20 protein-coding genes and 1 riboswitch are annotated in these 18643 nt (G+C 66.7%); of the genes, 5 read left to right on the top strand and 15 right to left on the bottom strand.

The window, feature by feature from the left end:
- Positions 1-15: 15 nt before the first annotated feature.
- Together cbiB and bluB are read right to left on the bottom strand one after the other, a co-directional pair.
- Complete coding sequence (gene cbiB, locus F813_RS0108980) at positions 16-918, bottom strand: adenosylcobinamide-phosphate synthase CbiB (protein ID WP_017926305.1); 903 nt, start codon at positions 916-918, stop codon at positions 16-18.
- Complete coding sequence (gene bluB, locus F813_RS0108975) at positions 915-1637, bottom strand: 5,6-dimethylbenzimidazole synthase (RefSeq protein WP_017926304.1); 723 nt, start codon at positions 1635-1637, stop codon at positions 915-917. Before bluB ends, cbiB begins: the two co-directional genes overlap by 4 nt.
- Positions 1638-1732: 95 nt before the next feature.
- Positions 1733-1928: riboswitch (cobalamin riboswitch) on the bottom strand.
- Positions 1929-2074: 146 nt separating this feature from the next.
- Here bluB and F813_RS0108970 point away from each other — a divergent pair.
- The 5 genes from F813_RS0108970 to F813_RS0108950 are packed head-to-tail and all read left to right on the top strand — an operon-like array spanning position 2075 to position 6117.
- The gene (locus F813_RS0108970) at positions 2075-2977 is read left to right on the top strand and encodes a cobalamin-binding protein (RefSeq protein ID WP_026148224.1); all 903 of its coding nucleotides are present in this window, start codon (positions 2075-2077) and stop codon (positions 2975-2977) included.
- Positions 2978-2983: 6 nt separating this feature from the next.
- Positions 2984-3955, top strand: coding sequence for an iron ABC transporter permease (locus F813_RS0108965; RefSeq protein ID WP_017926302.1), 972 nt, complete (start codon positions 2984-2986; stop codon positions 3953-3955).
- Positions 3955-4809, top strand: coding sequence for an ABC transporter ATP-binding protein (locus tag F813_RS0108960; protein WP_012982851.1), 855 nt, complete (start codon positions 3955-3957; stop codon positions 4807-4809). Before F813_RS0108965 ends, F813_RS0108960 begins: the two co-directional genes overlap by 1 nt.
- Positions 4810-4819: 10 nt before the next feature.
- Positions 4820-5209 (top strand): hypothetical protein, encoded by a 390-nt coding sequence (locus F813_RS0108955; RefSeq protein ID WP_012982852.1) that lies wholly within the window; start codon positions 4820-4822, stop codon positions 5207-5209.
- A 59-nt stretch (positions 5210-5268) separates the two neighbouring features.
- Positions 5269-6117 carry a pirin family protein gene (locus tag F813_RS0108950; protein WP_012982853.1) on the top strand — a complete coding sequence of 283 codons (849 nt, stop codon included), beginning with the start codon at positions 5269-5271 and terminating at the stop codon, positions 6115-6117.
- 151 nt (positions 6118-6268) lie between these two features.
- On the opposite strand, the gene glpK is transcribed toward F813_RS0108950, so the two are convergent.
- From glpK to F813_RS0108885, 13 genes are all read right to left on the bottom strand, one after another.
- On the bottom strand, positions 6269-7786 hold the full coding sequence (gene glpK / locus F813_RS0108945) for a glycerol kinase GlpK (protein WP_017926301.1): 1518 nt from the start codon (positions 7784-7786) through the stop codon (positions 6269-6271).
- A 49-nt stretch (positions 7787-7835) separates the two neighbouring features.
- Positions 7836-8222: a VOC family protein gene (locus F813_RS0108940; RefSeq protein WP_012982855.1), complete on the bottom strand. Its 387-nt coding sequence runs from the start codon at positions 8220-8222 to the stop codon at positions 7836-7838.
- Entirely contained in the window at positions 8219-8719 is a 501-nt protein-coding gene (gene ispF, locus F813_RS0108935; RefSeq protein ID WP_012982856.1) for a 2-C-methyl-D-erythritol 2,4-cyclodiphosphate synthase, read from the bottom strand. The genes F813_RS0108940 and ispF overlap by 4 nt, the downstream gene beginning before the upstream one ends.
- Positions 8716-9465, bottom strand: coding sequence for a 2-C-methyl-D-erythritol 4-phosphate cytidylyltransferase (gene ispD / locus F813_RS0108930; protein WP_012982857.1), 750 nt, complete (start codon positions 9463-9465; stop codon positions 8716-8718). The genes ispF and ispD overlap by 4 nt, the downstream gene beginning before the upstream one ends.
- The gene (gene ftsB, locus F813_RS0108925; RefSeq protein WP_017926300.1) at positions 9458-9865 is read right to left on the bottom strand and encodes a cell division protein FtsB; all 408 of its coding nucleotides are present in this window, start codon (positions 9863-9865) and stop codon (positions 9458-9460) included. Before ftsB ends, ispD begins: the two co-directional genes overlap by 8 nt.
- A gap of 156 nt (positions 9866-10021) precedes the next feature.
- A complete protein-coding gene (gene eno, locus F813_RS0108920) occupies positions 10022-11299 on the bottom strand; it encodes a phosphopyruvate hydratase (RefSeq protein ID WP_017926299.1) in 1278 nt (425 codons plus the stop codon).
- 83 nt (positions 11300-11382) lie between these two features.
- On the bottom strand, positions 11383-12225 hold the full coding sequence (gene kdsA, locus F813_RS0108915; protein ID WP_017926298.1) for a 3-deoxy-8-phosphooctulonate synthase: 843 nt from the start codon (positions 12223-12225) through the stop codon (positions 11383-11385).
- Positions 12226-12300: 75 nt separating this feature from the next.
- Positions 12301-13968 carry a CTP synthase gene (locus F813_RS0108910; RefSeq protein ID WP_012982861.1) on the bottom strand — a complete coding sequence of 556 codons (1668 nt, stop codon included), beginning with the start codon at positions 13966-13968 and terminating at the stop codon, positions 12301-12303.
- A 366-nt stretch (positions 13969-14334) separates the two neighbouring features.
- Complete coding sequence (locus tag F813_RS0108905; RefSeq protein WP_017926297.1) at positions 14335-16011, bottom strand: PP2C family protein-serine/threonine phosphatase; 1677 nt, start codon at positions 16009-16011, stop codon at positions 14335-14337.
- A complete protein-coding gene (locus tag F813_RS0108900; RefSeq protein WP_051048357.1) occupies positions 16008-16880 on the bottom strand; it encodes a GGDEF domain-containing protein in 873 nt (290 codons plus the stop codon). Before F813_RS0108900 ends, F813_RS0108905 begins: the two co-directional genes overlap by 4 nt.
- On the bottom strand, positions 16877-17269 hold the full coding sequence (locus tag F813_RS0108895; protein WP_017926295.1) for a DUF1987 domain-containing protein: 393 nt from the start codon (positions 17267-17269) through the stop codon (positions 16877-16879). Before F813_RS0108895 ends, F813_RS0108900 begins: the two co-directional genes overlap by 4 nt.
- Positions 17269-17862 (bottom strand): SiaB family protein kinase, encoded by a 594-nt coding sequence (locus tag F813_RS0108890; RefSeq protein WP_017926294.1) that lies wholly within the window; start codon positions 17860-17862, stop codon positions 17269-17271. The genes F813_RS0108895 and F813_RS0108890 overlap by 1 nt, the downstream gene beginning before the upstream one ends.
- Positions 17855-18550: an ABC transporter substrate-binding protein gene (locus tag F813_RS0108885; protein ID WP_017926293.1), complete on the bottom strand. Its 696-nt coding sequence runs from the start codon at positions 18548-18550 to the stop codon at positions 17855-17857. The genes F813_RS0108890 and F813_RS0108885 overlap by 8 nt, the downstream gene beginning before the upstream one ends.
- Positions 18551-18643: the final 93 nt, after the last annotated feature.

Raw genomic sequence — 18643 nt, 5'->3', positions numbered from 1 at the left:
GATTCGGTTGTGGCGTTAGACGAATACAAGAATCAGTACTCCTGTGGCGATGGCCACCAGCCAGATCGCCAGCGCGTGATCGACCAGCCGCAGTGCGGCATCGATGGCACCCGGGCCCGGGGCGGCGCCGGCACCGAGGACCGGCCGATCCTCGGTACCCCCGGCATAGTGCGCCGGACCGCCCAGCGTCACCCCCAGCGCCCCTGCCCCGGCGGCCATCACCGGTCCCGCGTTCGGGCTCTTCCAGCGTCTGCCCTGGTCGCGCCAGCAGCGCAGCGCCGTCCGCGTCTGTCCGGCCAGCGCATAGGCCAGGCTGGTCAGGCGTGCCGGGACCCAGTTGAGGATATCGTCCAGCCGCGCCGCGACCCGCCCGAAGCGTGCATGGCGCGGCGTGCGGTAGCCCCACATCGCATCCAGCGTGTTCACCAGACGGTAGACCACGACACCCGCCGCACCCGCGACCAGGAACCAGAATACCGTCGCGAACACCGCGTCGTTGCCGTTCTCCAGCACCGACTCCGCCGTGGCCGCACGAACACCGGACGCGTCCAGCTCCGAAGTATCGCGGCTGACCAGCATGCCCACTGCCTGTCGGGCGCCAGGAAGGTCCCCGGCCTGCAGGGCATCAATCACGCGACGGGCGTGCTCCTCCAGCCCGCGCCCGCCGAGCGCCAGCCACAGCACGGCCAGCTCCACCAGCCAGCCGCCCGGGAGGCGGCTCAGCCACCAGGCCGCCAGCCCGAAGGGCACGACCAGCACCAGCACCCAGAAGCCGCCGCGCCAGACCGAATCCGCGTGGCCGATCCGCTCCGCCCCGGCCGCCAGCATCCCGAATCCTGCCAGCGGATGGCCTCGCCGCGGGTCCCCCAGCAGCCGATCCAGTACCAGAGCGGCGACCAGCAGTGCGAAGGTGGTCATGCGCGGCGTCGAGCCGCGCGCGGCGCATCCGCACTCGAGTCCCGTTGTTGTTCCCAGCGATTCTCGAACACCAGCTCGTCCAGCGGCCGCCGCTGATCCCAGCCCTCGGTTTCCAGCATGGGCCGCTCGTAGAACGCATCCACATGCCCCAGGCAGAGGATCGCGATCGGCCAGGCCCCTTCCGGCATACCCAGTTCGCGCGCCAGCCAGTCCGGGTCGAACAGGGATACCCAGCCCATGCCCAGGCCCTCGGCCCGCGCCGCCAGCCACAGGTTCTGGATCGCACAGGCTGCGGAGCACAGATCCATCTCCGGGATCGTGCGCCGACCCAGCACGTAGCGCTCGCGCCCGTCGGTCAGGGCCACCACGAGCAGCTCGCCGGCATCGCGGATACCCTCGAGCTTCAGCCGATGCACCTCCGCGGCTCGCTCGCCACAGGCCTCGGCCGTGCGCGACTGTTCGGCCGCCACATGGCCATGCAGCGCGTCGCGCAGCCGCAGGTCCGTCACCCGCAGAAAGCGCCAGGGCTGCATGTAGCCCACACTGGGCGCCTGATGAGCGGCCTCCAGTAGCCGCCGCAACGTATCGGCGTCCACCGGGTCCGGGCGGAAATGGCGCATGTCCCGGCGCTCGCCGATCACGCGATACACCGCCGCCCGCTCCGCCGAGGCGAACGCGTTCGGATTCTCTTCTGACTGGTTGGGAGCTGGGGCCGTCATGAGGTTCCGTCGAGGCGACGGCACGGCGAAGACACGAAGGAACAGGCATCAAGCCAGCACGCCTGCGCCCTCGACCGTTGCCCGCCGCACGGTCGCAGGATGAATCACCGCCAGGCCGGTCTCCGGGCTTGCGAGCGTCGGACCATGCCGATCGGCAGACGCCTTCCCAGGTGCAGGACCCAGTGGCCAGTCTGCTTCGCCGCTCGCTTACCGTTGCGGGGGCAGCGCCGGACTTGCACCGGCTTCCCGTTTCACCTGCGCACTGCAGGCACCTGGCGAAAGCGAGACATGATACGCGCTCGGGCCACCCGCGACCAATTTGGGCACCAAACCATCTGGCCCTTGCTGCTATGATGAAGCGCTTTCGCTACCCGTTCGGCGCCCCGAAAACACGGTATTTTCTACATTACGACCAATCCACAACCATCGGATTTTTAATGACTTTAACCGCCATAAAACGCCAGTTGACGCTCCTTGTCACGATACTCCTGTGCGCGGCACCGGCACTGGCCGAACCGGTCACGGTGACCGACGACGACGATCGCGAGGTCACGCTCGACCGGCCCGCCGAACGCATCGTCAGCCTGGCCCCGCACATCACCGAAGTCCTGTTCGCCGTCGGCGCCGGAGACAAGCTGGTGGGCGTCACCCAGCACAGCGATTTTCCGCCGGAGGCGGAGATGATCCCGCGAGTCGGCGGCTACAGCCGCATCGATCTGGAACGCGTGGTCGAAATGGACCCGGACCTGGTGGTCGCCTGGCGCAGTGGCAATTCCAGCTCGCAGATCGAGCGCCTGCGCGATCTGGGACTGAACGTCTATGTCTCGGAACCGCGCAGTTTCGAAGGGGTGGCCTCCAGCATGCGTCGCATGGCCCAGCTCGCGGGTACGGAGGAACACGGTGAAGAGGCGGTGCAGGCCTTTCTCGACGAGATCGAGACGCTACGGCTCGACTATGCCGACCGCGACCCGGTCCCGCTGTTCTACCAGGTCTGGGAGCAGCCCCTGATGACGGTCAACGACGAACACCTGATCAGCGAGGCCATCCGCCTGTGCGGGGGCGACAACGTGTTCGGCCACCTGGACCGCCTGGTACCGCGCATGGATCGCGAGGCCGTGATCGACGCCGACCCGGAGGTGATCATTGGCGGCGGCATGGGCGAGGACCGTCCGGACTGGGTGATTGCCTGGGAACAATGGGAGTACATGACCGCGGTGCAGCGTGACAACCTGTTCTTCATCCCGCCGTCGCTCCTCCAGCGTCACACCCCGCGGATTGCCGAAGGAACCCGGCTGATGTGCGAGGAACTCGAACGCGCCCGCCAGCGCCGGACGGACTGATCCTCCGTGACCCGCTCCTTCCTCCTCGCCACGGGGGTCCTGCTCCCGGCGTCACTGCTCGCGATCCTGGTCGCCCTGGCCTACGGCAGTGTCGCCATCCCCCTCGACGACCTGCTCGCGGTGATTCAGGGCGAAGGCAGCCGCCTGCACAGCACGCTGGTGCTGGAACTGCGCCTTCCGCGCGCCCTGGCCGCGTTCGCCGCCGGCGGGCTGCTGGGCGTCGCCGGCGCTTTGATGCAGGTGTTGCTGCGCAACCCGCTGGCCGACCCCTATGTGCTGGGTCTCTCCGGCGGGGCTTCCGTGGGCGCCCTGCTGGCCATGCTCGCGGGCCTGTCGATGTTCTCGGTCTCGGTCGCCGCATTCGCGGGTGCGCTGCTGTCCACGGTGATCGTCTTCGGCCTCGCGCACGGCACCGGCAGCTGGACCCCGACCCGGTTGCTGCTGACCGGAGTGGTCGTAGCGGCCGGCTGGGGCGCCGTCATCAGCTTCCTCTTAGCCGTAAGCCCGACCGCGGAGCTGCCCGGAATGCTGTACTGGCTGATGGGCGATGTCTCTCACGCCCGCAACCCGTACCCCGCCTGGGGCGTGCTGGTACTGGTGGTGCTGCTGGCACTGCCCCTGGGACGGACCCTGAACGTCCTGGCGCGCGGCCCGATGCAGGCGGCCGCGCTGGGCGTGGCCGTGCGTCCGGTGGAGTGGACGATTTACGTCGCTGCGGCACTGATCACAGCCACGGCGGTCATGCAGGTCGGCGCGGTGGGCTTTGTCGGGCTGATCGTGCCGCACATGCTCCGACTGGTCTTCGGCAACGACCAGCGTGTGATCCTGCCGGCCTCGGCGCTGGGCGGCGGCATTCTGCTGACGCTGGCCGACACCCTCGCCCGCACGATGATCGCCCCGGAGCAGTTGCCCGTCGGCGTAATCACCGCGATGCTGGGGGTTCCCGTGTTCCTGTTCCTGCTGTACCGGAGCCGCTGATGCCTCCGCACACTGCCCATCCCCAACGCCACGGCGATCCCCATGCGCCCGGTGCAGAGAGCGTGCACGAGGCGCCCGGACCGGACACCCTGCTGGCGACCCACGATCTGGTCATCGACATCCCGGAACGCGCCAGCGGCACGCCCCTGGACCTGACCATCAACCCGGGACAGTGCTGGGGCATCCTCGGCCCGAATGGCGCGGGCAAGAGCACCCTGCTGCATACCCTGGCCGGGCTGCGCGACGCCCGCACCGGAGAGATCCATGTGCAAGGCCGCCCGCTCCCCGACTACTCCCGTGCCCGCCTGGCGCGCGAACTGGGTCTGGTGTTCCAGAAGCACCACGACGGGTTCCCCGCAACGGTACTGGAGACCGCCTTGATCGGCCGCCACCCTTACCTGCGACCCTGGGACATCGAGACCGCCGAGGACTACGCCCAGGCCCGCGCCGCACTGGCCCGGATGGACCTGGCCGCGCTGGAACACCGCCTGGTGGACACCCTGTCCGGCGGCGAGCGCCAGCGCCTGGCCATCGCCACCGTGCTCACCCAGAACCCGCGGCTCCTGCTGCTGGACGAGCCCACCAGCCAGCTGGATCTGCACCACCAGGTCGCGGTGCTGGACCACATCCGCGGCATCGCCCGGGGCGACCGCGCCGCGATCCTGGTGCTGCACGACGTGAACCTGGCGGTACGCTACTGCGATCACCTGCTGCTGATGTTCCCCGACGGCAAGGCCTGCTGGGGCCCCACACGAACGATGCTGGTACCGTCCGCGCTGGAACGGCTGTACAACCAGCCCCTGAGCGTAGGCGAGATCGACGGCCAGCCGGTATTCCTGCCCACAATCCCGTAAGGCGACCCTCATGGAGTTCTTCCGCACCCTGCCCCTGCGGGCTAGCACCGATTCCCTGCAGGCCAAGCTGACCGTGCCGGCCCTTCCCCGGCTTTGCCCCGCCATCGACACGCTTGTTGAAGAGGCCGGGCCGGATGCCGGGGTCGTCTACTGCCTGTGGGGCGAGTTTCGTGTCCGGCGCGAGTGCATCAATGGCGGGGTACGCTTCAGCCTGCCGGGCTGCCCGAACGCACTCGCCTGGACCCTGACGACCGGGCATCCGCCGACCCCGGAGGCGGTCATGCTGCACCTGACCATCAACCGCCAGGAACACGACCCGGATTTCGTCGAGAGCCTAGAATTCTTTGCCGATAGCTGGCTGGAGCTGACATCGCTGCAGCCGCCCCATGACGGGCCCTGAATGCAATTTTCTTTTGCTTTCATGGTCGGTATGGTTGCAGGGTTGCCCAAGGAGATGTCATGACCCCCACACCGCCGGACAGCGTACGCACAGCCCACCCGACCCAGGACGGCGCGGGTGTGAAGATTCGCCGCATCCATGACTTTGGCGGCGGCCTGGACCCCTTCCTGATGCTCGACGAGCTGAAGGCCAGTGCGAAGGAGGACTACGTCGGCGGATTCCCGTCCCACCCGCATCGCGGCTTCGAGACGCTGACCTACCTCGTCCACGGCGGCCTGACCCACGAGGATTCAATGGGCAATCAGGGTCGCGTGGAGGCCGGCGAGGCCCAGTGGATGAGTGCCGGGCGCGGGGTCATCCACTCCGAGATGCCCCTGCTGGACTCGGACGGGCTGCACGGCTTCCAGCTCTGGGTGAACCTGCCGGCACGGCGCAAGATGGACCCGCCGCGCTACCGCGACGTGCGCGCCGACGCGATGCGCCACCTGCCGGAAGACGACGGCCCGCTGCACTTCAAGGCGATTGCCGGGTCCTGGCAGACCAGCGCCGGGGATACCGAAGGCCCACTGGAGCAGATCGGCGAAGGCGCGGCGATGGCGGATCTGAGCCTGCCGGCCGGCTACCGCCTGTCGCTGGCCGTCCAGCTGGATGACCGGGTGCTCGCCTATGTCTATGACGGCGAGCTCACCGGGCTGAAGACGGGCCAGCTAGGCACCTGGAGCGGACAGACGCAGATCCACCTGATCGCCCAGCAGGATGCGCGGGTGCTGCTGTTCAAGGGCCGCCCGCTGGCCGAACCGATCGCCCACTACGGCCCGTTCGTGATGAACACTCCCGACGAGATCGAGCAGGCGATCAGCGACTACCAGTCCGGCCAGCTCGCGGCCGAGCCGGCCAGTATCGACTGATCCGGCCGGGGCTTCGCGGGCAGGCCCGCTCCCACAGTGATCGAGTGAGCGCTGCCTGTCGAAGCCATCGCCCCCTGTAGGAGCCGCCTTGGCGGCGAAGCCCCTGCCCACGCCGGCCAGCTCCCCGAACCACCCGTTCATCAGTGTTTCTCTAGTCGCTCGCCTCGTTGTCGTCCTCGCGCGCCCAGCCCATCGTGCGCTTTACGGCCTTTTTCCAGCCTCGGTAATAGCGATCGCGGGTGGGCGCATCCATCTGCGGTTCGAATACGCGGTCCAGCTGGCTTTTTTGCTCCAGTTCGTCGCGCGTCCAGAAACCCACGGCCAGTCCCGCCAGATAAGCGGCCCCCAGCGCGGTGGACTCCGTAACCACCGGGCGCTCGACATTGACCCCGAGCATGTCCGCCTGGAACTGCATCATCACGTTGTTGGCGACCGCACCGCCGTCGACGCGCAGCCCTTTCAGCGCGATGCCAGAGTCCTGCTCCATCGCGTCGATCACGTCCTTCGTCTGGTAGGCCAGCGAGTCCAGCGTGGCGCGGGTGATGTGTTCCTTGCGCGTACCGCGCGTCAGCCCGAAAATCGCCCCGCGGGCATACATATCCCAGTACGGCGCCCCCAGCCCCGCGAATGCCGGGACGACATAAACGCCGTCGGAATCCTCCACCTTGCTCGCGTAGTACTCCGAGTCCTCGGCCGAGTCGATCAGCTTGAGCTCGTCGCGCAGCCACTGGATCGCGGCGCCGGCGATAAAGATGGAGCCCTCCAGCGCATACTCGACCTGGCCATCGACGCTCCAGGCGACGGTCGTGAGCAGCCCCGAGTGCGAGGCGACCGGCTTGGTGCCGGTGTTCATCAGGAGAAAGCAGCCGGTGCCATAGGTGTTCTTGGCCATCCCGCGCCCGAAACAGGTCTGCCCGAAGAGCGCGGCGTGCTGGTCGCCGGCCACGCCGGCGATGGGGATCTCGCTGGCGCCGAACATCTCCGTCCCCGTATGCCCCAGCACCTCGCTGGACGCACGGACTTCGGGGAGCATGGCCCGCGGGATTTCCAGCGCGTCCAGCAGCGTGTCGTCCCAGTCCAGTTCGTGGATGTTGAACAGCTGCGTGCGCGAGGCGTTGGAGACATCGGTTACATGCCGCTCACCCCGGGTGAGATTCCAGATCAGCCAGGTGTCCATGGTGCCGAACAGCAGCTCGCCGCGCTCCGCGCGCTCGCGCGCACCGTCCACGTGGTCGAGCAGCCATCGCAGTTTGGTCCCGGAAAAGTAGGCATCCACCACCAGACCCGTGCGGCTGCGGATCATCTCCTCCAGCCCGCGCGCCTTCAGTTCATCGCAGAAACTGGCGGTGCGCCGGTCCTGCCAGACGATTGCCGGGTGGATCGGCTTGCCCGTCTCGCGGTCCCAGACCACGGTGGTCTCGCGCTGGTTGGTGATGCCGATGGCGGCGAGCTGGGCCGGCTTGATGCCGCGGGTCTCCAGCACCTCGCGTGCGGCCCCGATCTGGGTGCCCCAGATCTCCATCGCGTCGTGCTCGACCCAACCGGGCTCCGGGTAGTGCTGAGTGAATTCGCGCTGGGCGACACCGATGATCGCCGCATCACGATCGAACAGGATCGCCCGGCAACTGGTCGTGCCCTGATCCAGGGCCAGGATGTACTCGCCGTCCATGTTCCCTCCTCGTGCAGCGGGGGACTCGGCGCGGCGCACCCGCGCGGTGTCAGCCCGCCTCGATCAGTTCGACGGTGTTGCCGTCCGGGTCGCGGACGAACGCGGCAGGCCGCCCGGACTGGCTGCGCTCGGCCGAATGCCCGGCGTTCTCCAGGCGTTGCAGCAAAGGTTCCAGACCGTGCACACGCAGGGCCAGGTGGCGGTCTCGGCCACCGCGTACACCGCGTTCGGTGGCATCCGGATTGGGCACGCAGAGCAGATGCAGCGTCTGGCCGCCGCCCAGGTCATACCAGAGCCCCGGAAAGCCGAGATCCGGGCGCTCCACCCGTCGCAAGCCCAGAATCTCGCCGTAGAACCGCGCGGACACTTCCAGATCGGCGATCACGACACTGACGTGATCCAGACCCAGTACGCTGTGCGTCTGAGCCGCCGTCATACGTGCATCAGCCCCGAAGAAGGCTCCAGCAGCACCACCGCCTGTGCCGCAACGCCCTCGCCGCGCCCGGTAAAGCCCAGGCGCTCGGTGGTCGTCGCCTTGACGTTCACGCAACCGGCCGCAAGCCCCAAGTCCGCGCCAATGTTCTCCTCCATCTTTGCGACATGCGGGGCCATTTTCGGCGCCTGTGCGATTACCGTCGCATCCATGTTGACTGGGCGCCAGCCGGCCTCCTGGACCCGGCGCAGGGCCTCGCGCAGCAGCTCGCGGCTGTTCGCCCCGCGAAAGCGCTCGTCGGTATCGGGAAAGTGACGACCGATATCCCCCAGCCCCGCGGCCCCGAACAGGGCATCGCAAACCGCGTGCAGCAGGACGTCGCCATCGGAATGCGCGACAAAGCCGTGATCGAACGGGATACGCACGCCGCCCAGGACCAGATGATCGCCAGGCCCGAAGGCATGTACATCGAAACCCTGCCCCACGCGCATGCCGCTCATGGCCGGAAACCCCCGTCCAGACGTCTCTGCTGCATCAGGTACAGCTGGGCCAGCTCCAGATCCTCGGCGCGGGTGATCTTGATGTTCATCATCGAGCCCTCGATCAGCCGCGGACGGGCGCCATGCCATTCGATCGCGCTGGCCTCGTCGGTCACCGGATGGCCGGCCTCGCGCGCGGCCCGATTGGCCTCCCGCAGCATGCCCAGGCGGAACATCTGCGGGGTCAGCGCGCGCCAGACGCGTTCGCGTTCCAGGGTCCGCTCGACGCGCCCTTCCTCGTCACTCCACTTGACCGTATCCGTGCTGGGCGTGGCCAGCAGCCCGCCCACCGGATCGTCCCGCAACGCGTTCAGAAGAGAGTCCAGGTCGGCGCGTGGCAGACAGGGGCGTGCCGCGTCGTGCACCAGCACCCAGTCGTCGGGAGAAGCCCGATCCTGGAGAAAATCGAGGCCGTTCTGGACCGAATCGGCCCGCTCGTCACCACCGGCTACCCGAAACAGGCGCCCGCCCGCCGTCGGAAGATCCAGCGCGTCCGGGTCCACATCCGGCCCCAGCACCAGGACCACACCGCGGATGCGGGGGTGTTCCAGAAAGATCGACAGGGTATGCGAGAGGATGGTGCGCGAGCCCAGCGTGAGGAACTGCTTGGGTCGGTCCGAGCCCATGCGCCTGCCCACGCCGGCCGCCGGAATCAGGGCCCAGTAGGCGGGTTCCGCGGAGGGGTTGTTCACGTCGGGATCAGCCATCAAACGGATCCTCGGGTGGCAGCGTATCGGTGGCCGGCTCGCGCTCGCGGTCCGGGATCTCGGCGGGACCCGGGGACACGTCCCGCGCCGGATCCGGCAGCGGCTCCGGCACCGGCCGCCGGTCGTCGTCCTCGCCGACCACAAAGAAAAAGATCTCGTCTTCGCGGATCATGCCCAGGTCGCGCCGTGCGCGTTCTTCCACCGCATCGGTACCCGTACGCAGGTCCAGCACCTCGGCCTCCAGCGCCTGATTGCGCTGTTCCAGCTCGGCGTTGGCCGCACGCTGCTCCTCGACCTGCTCGCGCAGGTCGCGCACATCGCGCCAACTGCCCTCTCCCAGCCACAGTGGCCACTGCAACAACAGCAGCACCACGGCTAGACCGATCAGCAACCCGCGCATCAGCGATTCCCGCGACCACGACCGACCGCCACAGCCAGCCACAAGGGAGAGAGTCGAGCTTCCATGCTCGGCATTCTACGGCCCATTGGTCGTGGGGCACAGGAACCGCCCCGCAGGCTGTGAATCCCGACCGCGGCAAACGAGGCAACTGCAGCCCTATCTGCGGACGTTGAACGCATCCATGCCGGGATAACGCGCCCGGGACCCCAGATGCTCCTCGATCCGGATCAGCTGGTTGTACTTGGCCACGCGATCCGAGCGCGAGAGCGACCCGGTCTTGATCTGGCCCACCCCGGTGGCCACGGCCAGATCGGCGATGGTCACGTCTTCGGTCTCGCCGGAGCGATGGGAGATCACCGCCGTGTACTTCGCCTGGCGCGCCAGCTCGATGGCCTCCAGGGTCTCGGTCACGGTGCCGATCTGGTTCAGCTTGATCAGGATCGAGTTGCCCACACCCTTGTCGATCCCTTCCTGCAGGATCTGCGTGTTGGTCACGAACAGGTCGTCGCCCACCAGCTGCACGCGATCACTCATTCGCTCGGTCAGGGTCTTCCATCCGTCCCAGTCATCCTCGGCCATACCGTCCTCGATGGTCAGGATCGGATACTGGTCGACCCAGTGGGCGAGGTAGTCGCAGAACTCGTCAGCAGAGAAGGCCTTGCCTTCGGAGTCGAGGTGGTAACGACCGTCGCGGTAGAACTCGGAGCTGGCACAGTCCAGGCCCAGCCAGATGTCCTGCCCGGCCTTGAAGCCCGCCTTGTGGATGGCCTCGAGGATCACCTCGATTGCGGCCGAGTTGGACGGCAGGTCCGGGGCAAAGCCGCCCTCGTCCCCCACGCCCGTCGCCAGATTGCGCTGCCCCAGCACCTTCTTCAGGGCATGGAACACCTCGGCGCCGTAGCGCACGGCCTCGCGCACCGAATCCGCACCCACCGGCAGGATCATGAACTCCTGCATGTCGACACTGTTGTCGGCATGGGCACCGCCGTTGATGATGTTCATCATCGGCACGGGTAGCAGAGTCGCCTGCTCGCCGCCCATGGACTCGAACAGCGGCTGCTCGCGGTCCGCCGCCTGTGCATGTGCGGCCGCCATCGACACCGCCAGCAGCGCGTTCGCGCCCAGGCGCGACTTGTTCTCGGTGCCGTCCAGCTCGAGCATGCGGCGGTCCACCGCGGTCTGGTCCAGCTCCATGCCGCGCAAGGCATCGCGGATCTCGCCATTTACATGGCCCACGGCCATCTGCACACCCTTGCCGCCATAGCGCGGCTCGTCGTCACGCAGCTCCAGCGCCTCGCGGGCCCCTGTCGAGGCCCCCGAGGGCACGGCGGCGCGACCCATCGCGCCGGAATCCAGGACAACATCGGCCTCGACCGTCGGGTTGCCCCGCGAGTCGATGATCTCGCGGGCGTGAATCTCCGCAATCTGGGACATGCTCTCTCCTTGAAATAATATATTCTTCCGCCTCGAGTTTGCAGGCGGAACTTAAACGAAACTCTTAAGCAAACCTGCGCGAATCAACCCAGCCCGTACTCGGCCTCGGCAAACGGCTGTGCCTTGACGGCGGCATCCAGCGCCTTGAGCGTGGTCAGCAGCTCCGCCATGCGTGGTAGTGGCCAGGCATTGGGCCCATCCGAGAGTGCGCGCTCCGGATCCGGGTGGGTCTCCATGAACAGACCCGACACCCCGGAGGCGACGGCCGCCCGCGCCAGTACGGGGACATATTCGCGCTGCCCACCGGACGTCGCGCCCTGCCCCCCCGGCTGCTGGACTGAATGGGTGGCGTCGAACACCACCGGGCACCCCGTCTGGCGCATCTGCGCCAGGCCCCGCATGTCCGAGATGAGTGTGTTGTAGCCGAAGGAGACGCCGCGTTCGCAGACCATGATCTGCTCGTTGCCGGCCGCACGCGCCTTGTCCACGACATTGCCCATATCCCAGGGCGCCAGGAACTGGCCCTTCTTGATGTTCACCGGGCGCCCCTGGCGCGCGACGTTCTGGATGAAATTGGTCTGCCGGCACAGGAACGCGGGCGTTTGCAGCACATCGACCACCGACGCGACCTCGTCCAGCGGGGTGTCCTCGTGGACATCGGTCAGCACCGGGACTCCCAGCTGCTGCTTCACCTGTTCCAGGATGCGCAGGCCCTCTTCCATGCCCGGGCCACGAAAGCTCTTCGTCGACGAGCGGTTGGCCTTGTCGAACGATGACTTGTAGATAAACGGGATGCCCAACTCATCGGTGAGCGCCTTGAGCGCACCCGCCGTCTCCAGGGCCATCGCCTCGGATTCGATCACGCACGGACCGGCAATCAGAAAAAAGGGCCGATCGAGGCCAACTTCAAAACCGCAAAGCTGCATGCAATGTCCTGTCTGGCGGACGCCACCCTCCGGGCGCGGCCGCAAAGCGTCGTCGTACGGCGCGTTAAGGAAGCACTAATCCGTCAGCGCCGTCGTGGTCTCCGGCTCGCGCTCGTCCTGATAGGTTCGCGCGGCGCGAATGAAACCGGTAAACAGCGGATGCCCGTCGCGCGGGGTCGAGGTGAACTCCGGATGGAACTGGCAGCCGATGAACCACGGGTGGTCCGCCAGTTCGACCGCCTCGACGAGCTCGCCGGACTCGGAGACACCAGAGATGCGCAGGCCGGCCGCCTCCAGCCGTTCGCGATAGGCATTGTTGAACTCGAAGCGGTGGCGATGGCGCTCGCTGACCTCTTCGCGGCCATAGGCCTCCGCAATCCGCGAACCCTGGGCCAGTCGCGCGGACTGCGCCCCCAGACGCATCGTTCCGCCGAGATCGCTTTCGGCATCGCGCCTTTCGATGCGGCCCTCACGGTCCTGCCACTCGGTAATCAGGGCAATCACCGGGTGCGGGGTATCCGGGGCGAACTCCGTACTGTGCGCACCTTCGAGCCCGGCCTGATCACGAGCGAACTCGATCACCGCTACCTGCATGCCGAGACAAATACCCAGGTAGGGCACGCCGTGTTCGCGTGCGTAACGCACGGCCGCGATCTTGCCTTCCACTCCGCGCTCGCCGAAGCCACCGGGCACCAGGATCGCGTCCAGGCCTTCCATCTCGCCCTGGATCTCGGCATCCGCCCCTTCGAGCTTCTCCGAATCGAGATAGCGAATGCGCACGCGCGTCCCAACCTGCACGCCGGCGTGGGTCAGCGCCTCGTTCACGGACTTGTAGGATTCGGTCAGATCGACGTACTTGCCGATCATACCGACGGTCACCTCGGATTCCGGGAACTCCATGGCGTTGACCACGTGCTTCCAGTCCGACAGGTCCGCCTGCGGGGCCTCGATATGCAGCTTGCGCAGCACGATCTCGTCGAGCTTCTGCGAATGCAGCCACAACGGGATCTTGTAGATGTTGTCCACGTCCACCGCGGAGATGACCGCCTTCTCCTCGACGTTGGTGAACAGCGCAATCTTGCGCCGCTCGCCCTCGGGGATCGCCTGGGTCGAGCGGCACAGCAGGATGTCCGGCTGGATCCCGATCGAGCGCAGTTCCTTGACCGAGTGCTGGGTGGGCTTGGTCTTGATCTCGCCGGCGGCGGCAATAAACGGCACCAGGGTCAGGTGCATGAACAGGGCATTCTCGTGCCCCAGCTCCACACCCATCTGGCGGATGGCCTCGAGGAACGGCAGGGACTCGATATCGCCCACCGTACCGCCGATCTCGATCAACGCAATGTCGGCATCGCCCGCGCCCTCGCGGATCGAGCGCTTGATCTCGTCGGTGATATGCGGGATCACCTGCACCGTACCGCCCAGGTAGTCGCCGCGGCGCTCCTTGCGGATCACGTTCTCGTAGATCTGCCCGGTGGTGAAATTATTGCGCCGCGAGGTGCGGATGCGCACAAAGCGTTCGTAATGCCCCAGATCCAGGTCCGTCTCCGCACCGTCGTCGGTCACGAAGACCTCGCCGTGCTGGAACGGGCTCATGGTGCCCGGATCGACGTTGATATAGGGGTCGAGCTTGAGCAGCGTCACCTTGAGGCCGCGCGCCTCGAGGATGGCCCCCAGCGAGGCGGATGCAATGCCTTTGCCCAGAGACGAAACCACGCCTCCGGTAATGAATACATAACGCGTCATGCGGGAAACCTGGCTAGGGAAACACTGATTAATGAACACGCTCGCGCTCGAGTCGCTTTTGCGTGCGAACAAGGCGCGGCGACTGCCGTGCAGTCACTCTGCACAAGGGAGCCGCAACGCCGTGCGCGCACAAAAGCGGCCGAGCCCCTTCGGGGTTGGTACCCCAGGTTCCCCGATCCTGCGTTGCGCCACCTGTGGGTAGAACCACTACCCGCTGCCAGAGGCGCCTTGTCTCGGAAAACCTGGGGTACCAACGCGAGCGTGTACATTAATCAGTGTTTCCCTGGGGAACGACGGACCCCCGCCACAAAAGGGCTCACGGGCGGCTGAAATCGGCCGAAATGCTACCAGAGAGCCCCTCTCGGCTCAATCAACTGCGGCATCGCGAAGCGCACTTTGCGCATTGGGCGGAAGGGGCCGGAACGCGACCAGCGTCATATCGTCACGCCGTGGTTCGCCGCCGCGATAATCCTCCAGCACGCGGACGACCGAGTCGATCTTGGCGGCCAGGTCACGCGGGGACTTCTCCGCCAGCACATGGCGCAGCCGCCGGCGCCCGAACAGCCGAGGCGGCTCGCCACCCACATGGTCGTGGGCGCCGTCGGTAATCAGGAAGAACTCCATGCCCGGCTCGACCGTCACCACATGATCCACCGGCTGCGCGGGCTCCAGACTGCGATACCCCAGCCCGCCGCGCACGCCGCGAATCTCTTCCACCTTGCCCGCACGGTCGATGATCAGCGGCAGCCCCACGCCGGCAAAGGTCAGCGTACGGGCATCCGGGTCATAGACGCAGACCGCCGCCTCCAGTCCGTCGTCGGAATCCGAGTCCTGACCGTCCTGGCGCAGGCGCGAGCGCACGAGACGATCCATCTCGCGCAGGATTGCCGACGGCTCCAGGAGCCGGTGTTCATGCAGGATGCGATCCAGCGCCGAGGCCAGCACCAGGGTAATGAACGCCCCGGGAACGCCGTGCCCGGTGCAGTCCGCCGCCACCAGCACGCTGCGCCCGTCGATGGCCTCCAGCCAGAAGTAGTCGCCCCCGACCAGATGCAGCGGCTCCCAGTAGACCTGCACCTCGTCCAGATACCCGTCCAGGGCGTGTTTGTCCGGCAGCATCGCGGTCTGGATGCGCCGCGCATAGCGGATGCTCTCCACGACGAGCCGGTTACTGCGCTCGAGTTCGCGGTTGGCCTCGTCCACCCGCGCGAGCGCGCGCTCCGTCTCCAGCTTCTCGGCCTCCAGCTCGCGGGTACGCTCGACCACGCGCCGCTCCAGGTCCTCGTTCAGGGCCTTCAGCTCGCCCCGTGCACCATCCCGCGCGTCGAGGCCCTGCTGAAACGCGTTCAGGAGGCGATCAAGCGAGCGGTCCAGGGCGCCCAGCTCGTCATTCGCGTGGTGCCCCATGCGGGGGCGCGGCCACTGGGCCGGGCGGTCGGGATCGGTGCCCGCCACAGCGTGGGAGATGCGCAGCATCGGGCGCAGCATCAGGCCGTAGAACAGCAGCACGACGACCAGCGAGACGATCACCGCCTGTACCACGCTGGTGATCACGCTGTTGCGCAGCCGCTCGACCAGAGCTGCAGCCAGCACATCGGGGGCGAGTTCCACACGCAGCGCCCCCACTGCGCCATTGGTCTCGCGCAGGTCCGGGTGGAGAAGCTCGCGCTCGTGCTGGCGATCCGCCCCGAACAGGCGCTCCCCAAGCCAGGAGGTGTCACCACCTTCGCGCTCCACCTCGGCCAGGGTGCGCCCGAAGTCGTCGAGGATCTCGGCGCGGTGGATCTCGTCAAAGGCCTGCAGGCCCGCCACCAGCGATTCCGCCTGATCGGCATTCAACTGGTAGGCCGCCTCGGCCGCGGGAGGGGCCACCAGCCGTTGCAGCCGGTCGATCTGTTCCAGGGTTTCGGCGTGAAAGGCTCGCGAATCGGCCGCGATGACGTAAGCGCTCGCCAGCAGGCTGAGCGCCAGCGCCACCAGCAGGGTCGCGAGCGCCAGCTTCGCGACCAGGCTGCGGCTGCGCGCCGGGCCGGACTCCGTCATACAGGCTCGCCGTGGAACTGGACCTCGACGCGGTTACGGCCTTCGTTCTTCGCGCGATAGAGCAGATCATCCGCCGCCGCGACCAGTGCCCCGGCATCCGGCCAGCGTTCGGTGGTCACGACGAGACCGATCGAGACCTCCAGATGCAGCGGTTCGCCCTTCCAGCGCGGGATCGTCTGCTCGACACTGGTGCGAATGCGCTCCGCAAGATTCTTGGCGGCGTCGAGATCGAGATCGGCGGCCACCACCAGAAACTCCTCGCCCCCCATGCGCCCGGCGTACTGATCGGCACCGAGCTCGCCACGGAGGATCTCGGCGAAACTCTGCAGGGCGTAGTCCCCGGCGGCATGGCCATGGGTGTCGTTCAGCGCCTTGAAGTCGTCGAGGTCGAGCATCATCACAGAGAGCGAGCGGGCCTGATCGCCCACCGTTTCGGCCAGCCCCTCGACACAGTCCATTACCCGGCGCCGCGAGAACAGCCCGGTCAGGGCATCCTCCAGCGCCAGGCGCTCGAGCTCGGACGTTAGCCGTTCACGCTCGCGTACCTCGTCGGACAACGCGCAGTTGAGCTGCTCCAGGTGCGTGGCCTGCTCGCGCAGCTGACGGTTCGCGGCCTGCAGGTCCAGCTGCATGCGATCGCTCATGCGCATCATGCGGCGCTGAACGCGGTAACTCTCTGAATAGGCCTTGGCCAGCATCCGTACGCCTTCGGCTACATCATCCAGCGCCTCGAGCATCTGCTCGGAGCGCTGCATGATCTGTTTTTCCTGCTCGAACAGGGAGAAGTCGGCAAGCGCTTCCGAATCGTCACCGTCGCGTGAAGTCGGTGGCAAAGGCACGGGCTGATTGGGGTCGTGAGAGAATTTCATGATGTCGGGCACATGCGGTAGTCAGCGTGCGCGAAGTCCTCGGAAAAGTCCTCGCCGAATTCTTCCATCGTCTCGTCGTCTTCGTGGTAGCACCAGTTGATCCGCACGTTGATACCGGCCTCGGCGGCCTCTTCGAGGATCTGAAAGAGGTTCATCAGCGCCTTCGCGGTCGAGCTGTTGAAGTAGATCATCTCGACGCTGAACTCCAGCGACTCGCTGGCCCGCTCCTCGACCGCCTGTCGCAGGCCCTGGGTCAGGGGTCCATAGAAGCTCGCGGCGTCTTCCGGGTAGGACTCGCCGGCAATGCGGTATTGCCCCGCCGCGAAATCGAACAGGACCTCCGGGGTGCGGTCCGTTGCCTCGTGTCGAATGGGGTCCAGTGCTGCCATCAGATGTAGGCCTTCAGTACAAAGTAGGAATACGCGTCGGAGAGGTGCTCGAAGTCGAACTGGATCGGTTCGCTGGCACGCCGCGCAATTTCGATCAGCCCGATGCTGCCCCCCTTGCTGCCCTCGTCCGGCGGCTCGCGCAGCTTTTCCTTGTAGAAGCGCCGCAGGGCCTCCGAGTCCATGCCCTGTAATTCGCTGAGCCGCCCGCCCAGAGTATCGGCGTCTTCGCGGGCGATGATATTGCCGCAGATCACGAAAAATCGGCCTTTTTCGGAGCCGACCGTAATCATGCCCGAGCTCAGCTCCACCGGGGGCTCCGCCTCGTGCTCGATCCGCTCGGCCGAGTAGCGAATGATGTTCTGCACCTGCTCGACGAACACCGAGAACACCCGGTTTACGGTCTTGTTGTCCGTCGACTCCAGCCGGATCTTCTGGCGCAGGGCGTCGCCCAGCGCCTTCAGGATGCCTTCGGAGATATAGCCGGTGAACGAAAAGATGATGCCGCGCCGAGTCATGTTGCGCTGAAAATCCAGCACCTCCTCGGCGATCAGGCCCCCGCGATCCGCTTCGCGCTGCGTGGCGAACTCAGTCATTCGGGTCTCCGTTACGTTCGAGCACGTCGCGGACGATCGCTGCATAGCGACCGTCCTCGCGCATGGCATCCAGCGCGGCCTGGAGGCGGTCCAGGCGATCGCGATCGGTATCCGGGTGGCAGGCGAGCGACATCACCGTATCGTTGAAGGCAAACAGCGAACGCAGTTCGCCGATCTCTTCGAGACGCGCGTACCAGGGTGCGAGGTGCTCGCCACTGACCCAGACCTCAATCCGGTCGGCCGCGAGCTTGCGCGCGTTCAGGCGGTCATTGGGGGCGGTATCGACCTCGATCCCCCGGGCCTCGACATACAACGCGACCGCGTCGTCGCGATAACCACCCACCCGGTAGTCATGGAGGTCATCGAGCGACTGCGCTGCGACGTCGGAGCCTTCAAGGGCATAGGCATGCCACTGATTCTCCACCAGCGGGCCTACCCACTCGAAGAGCTCTTCCCGTTCCGGGGTCCGCGTCGTGGAGAACACACAGGTGTCGGGATTCGACTGCGCCTCGGCGTAGGCGCGACTCCAGGGCAGCAGGCGGATCTCCGCCTCGATCCCGGTCTCCTCGAGCAGCTGGTTCATCACGCGCACGGAGATGCCGTCGAGCTCGCCATCCGGCGTCTCGAAGTTGAATGGCGGATAGCTCTCGGTGGCCAGGTGGAGGGTTCCGCCCTGTGCCGTTGCCATACCCGGCAACGCGAGCACACAAGCGATACCCCAGACATACCCCCCGGTCTGCCGGCTGATGGTTCTCACACCCCGGCCCCTCAAAAGTATGAC

It is taken from the genome of Thioalkalivibrio sp. HL-Eb18 (assembly GCF_000364985.1).
GTDB lineage: Bacteria > Pseudomonadota > Gammaproteobacteria > Ectothiorhodospirales > Ectothiorhodospiraceae > Thioalkalivibrio.
This window is presented reverse-complemented; position numbering and strand designations above follow the sequence as displayed.